The following is a 3,128-nucleotide window of genomic DNA, read 5'->3' as shown; positions in this document are numbered from 1 at the left end:
GTAGGCGTCGAATGGGCTGAACGCGTTCTGCCAGCCCAGTCCCCACGCGCCCATCCCTCCCGGACCGTAGCAGAAATCGTCAAACCGGCTGCATCCGCCGCGTACGCGTGAATTGGCGATCCCGCCCGTGATCACGTCGTCGGCTGTAAGTCTGTTCCGATCCGATCCCGGCGTCCGAACCGCGAAGGTTTCAGGATCCGAAATCGCGATCATGAGATCAATCACGCGCGACGGCATCCCGCCATCAGCCATACGCACGAGTTCCTTACCGTTCACGACAAACTGCTGGTGGGTTTCCGTGACCCAGGCCTCGGTGAGTGCCGTCGGTGCGCGCTTCGCCACCTCGAGGACGTCGCGATTCAGAAGCGGCGCTCCAACCGCAAGGCGCAACGACGCGGTCGACGGCGCGGCACTGGCACCGAGTCGCGCCCATTCGCCGAGCGAGTCCATCACGTAGCGCAGGGTCATCACCGACGTGGCCGAATTCCCGCCGACATCGAGATGCTGCACCTGCATCCACTGGCCAGCCGAGGACATCGTCATGAGCCCGGTCTCCACACGCCGGGCACCGCGACCGCACGCGAGTTCCGCCTGCATAAGGAGCCGTCGATCGTCGGGCATCCATGTGGCCGTCTCGGTGCCCGTACAGCCGTCGACTGCCTTCGCGACGCGCGTACCGGGAAGCGGGATCGCCGCACGCGTCGAGACGTGGGCGCTATCGAATACGACGAGGTCGACACTGCCCTTGATCGTCGTCGAGGGCACCACACATGCCATTGAGGGCGGCTTGGGCGTCTCGCCAACCCCAGCCCCGCTCGAATGCACCGAAGGCACCCAGCAGCCTATCCAGGGCTGAAACCGAGGGTCGACGGCGGTCACCGCGGTCACCGCTGTCACCTGCGGCGTGGGCGTCTGAGAGACCAAGATCGTCGCATGTAACAGCGACGAGCACGCTGCAACGCGAGCCGCGTGAAACGCACCCAATGGTCTGATCAACGTCATGAGGTCGTCCTCAGAAGCGGAAGAGTAAGCCGGCTGTGAGGCCGACACCGGACAGGTCGATCGGAGAGAAATCGCGGAAGTCGGAGCCGAGTGCGCCACGCGCATAGTCGTAGCGCAACTCCGCGTTGAGGCCGATGCGCGGCGACAACGAATACGTCGTGCCCAACGAACCGAACGCCACCGGGGTCAGATCGGTAGAGCGCAGCGCGGTGCTGAACACGTCGAGCGTCCGGTAGTCGACAAAGTCCCCATCCTGCTTGAACAGGTAGTACATCATGCCGCCACCCGCAGCGACGTACGGTGACAGCTTGCTGGGCACCCACGCCAATTTGCCGATGGTGCGCCCTTCGGGACGCAGATGCAGCTTCAGTCCCGCGGTAATCGGAATGCGCCGGAACGTGGTACGCTGTTCGATGGGCAAATCGTCGGTACCCTCGTAGTAGCGATCCTGAGAACGCGCCACGCGCGTGCTGATGCCGGTACCCAACAACAAATCGACGCGCGACTGTACGCGAAACGCGAGATCGGTGGCGACCGAAAGGCCAGCGAAATCACCGCGGTCGACCGTGAGTCGCTCGGTGACAAACGAGAAGACGTCACTGGAAGCACTCGGTCGGGCGACGCCGCCCCGAATCGAGAGCGTTGCGCGGGGGGCGGAAAACAAAAAACCGTCGCCGCCTTTGGATTGTGCGAAGAGGGGCAGCGTGGGAACAAGGAGGGCCAAGAGGCCGCCGAAAAACCTCGTACGCATTGGAGGCGCTCCCGGAAAGAGGATACCAAATTATACCAGCAATTCCCGGTTCCGGTTCCACAGCCCCGGGAAGGTGCATCCAGCCCCCGACCGGGCGTTCCCGACCGGGCGGACCCGACGCGACCCCCCGTAAGTCTCCGCTCCGTCGCGCCGGGCCAGGCCCGCTCGTGGGTTACCCCATAATGCAGAGCTGCCGTCAGCAGCCAGTCAGCAGCTGCGTCCACAGGGCCCGACCCGACACGAAACGGAGACCGAACCGGCTAGAGGTTGGAACCGTGGCACTTCTTGAATTTCTTGCCGGAGCCGCACGGACAGGCGTCGTTCCGCGGCGTCGACTCCCACCCCGGCGGAAGGACGCCACCGCCTGTTGCCAGGGATCGCACCGGTCCGGCTCCCACCACCGATGGCATGTCGCGCACGATCGGACGCGGCGGTTCCGCCGAACCTCCCTGGTCGGATTCTTCGAAGTCGACATCGAACTCCACATCGACCGTATCGACCAGCTCGAGCTCCTCGGGCGGAACATCCTCGAGAATACCCAGGGCGTTGAACCGCCTGGTGGGACGCCCGTCCTGACGCGGGAATTCGGCCATCGTCGGTGCTGGCTCGAAGCTTTCCATCGGCGCGGGTTCGAAGACGAGCTGCGCCTTGAGGAAGCGTTCGGTGAAGGTGTTCGCCAAATCGTGCATGAGATCTTCGAACATCGTGTACGCATCCTGCTTGTACTCGACGAGCGGATCCTTCTGGCCCCACGACCGATAGTGAATCGAGGCGCGCAGCTGATCGAGATCGTACAGGTGATCCTTCCACTTCTCGTCGATCACGTTGAGCGTGACGAGTGCGAGCAGACGATCGGCGAAACCCTGCCCGCTCTCGTCGGTGACCGCATTCAGGCTGCCGAGCTTCTGGTCGAACGCGGCACGCCCAGCCTCGACGGCAATGGCCTGTACATCTTCGACGGACGCCGGCCGCGCGCCGTCGGCGAACGCCGGTACCTGCAGCATGTAGTGCATCAGGAGATCCTGCTGCACATACTCGAAGTCCCAGTCTTCCTGCTTGACGAACGTGGCAAGTGCCTGCTCGACACGTCGCTGCACGCCGCGATCGATCATCTTGAGCGCCTCGCCCTTGAGCTCCTCGCCGCCTTCGAGTGCGAAGGCGCGCAACGAGTAGATGACCTCACGCTGCTGATTCATCACATCGTCGTACTCGAGCAGCCGCTTCCGCGACTGGAAGTTCTGCAGCTCGACACGCTTCTGCGCCTGCTCGATGGAGAGCGAGATGAGCGGATGCGCCAGCACTTCGCCGTCCTGCGCGCCCATGCGATCCATCAACTTCGCGATCCGGTCGGATCCGAAGAGACGCATCAGATCAT

The 3,128-nt window shown here is 63.7% G+C and carries 3 protein-coding genes; all 3 read right to left on the bottom strand.

All coding sequences use genetic code 11. The annotated features are described in order from the left end of the window. Positions 1-1,002 (bottom strand): hypothetical protein (locus tag ACESNG_RS24435; RefSeq protein ID WP_373071352.1); only part of this gene is annotated, 1,002 nt, incomplete at its 3' end. 10 nt (positions 1,003-1,012) lie between these two features. Next, the gene (locus ACESNG_RS24430; protein WP_373071349.1) at positions 1,013-1,753 is read right to left on the bottom strand and encodes a hypothetical protein; all 741 of its coding nucleotides are present in this window, start codon (positions 1,751-1,753) and stop codon (positions 1,013-1,015) included. Between the two features lie 260 nt (positions 1,754-2,013). Continuing rightward, positions 2,014-3,128: SEC-C metal-binding domain-containing protein (locus ACESNG_RS24425; RefSeq protein WP_373071346.1), on the bottom strand; the 1,115-nt coding region annotated here is incomplete at its 5' end.

Source organism: Gemmatimonas sp. (assembly GCF_041689975.1).
Lineage (GTDB): Bacteria > Gemmatimonadota > Gemmatimonadetes > Gemmatimonadales > Gemmatimonadaceae > Gemmatimonas.
Note: the sequence above shows the minus strand (reverse complement) of the source record. Positions and strands in the feature narration are given on the sequence as shown.

Coding starts and splice junctions, on each gene's coding strand:
- ACESNG_RS24430 (WP_373071349.1), bottom strand. CDS start 1,753: ATGCGTACGAGGTTTTTCGGCGGCCTCTTGGCCCTCCTTGTTCCCACG.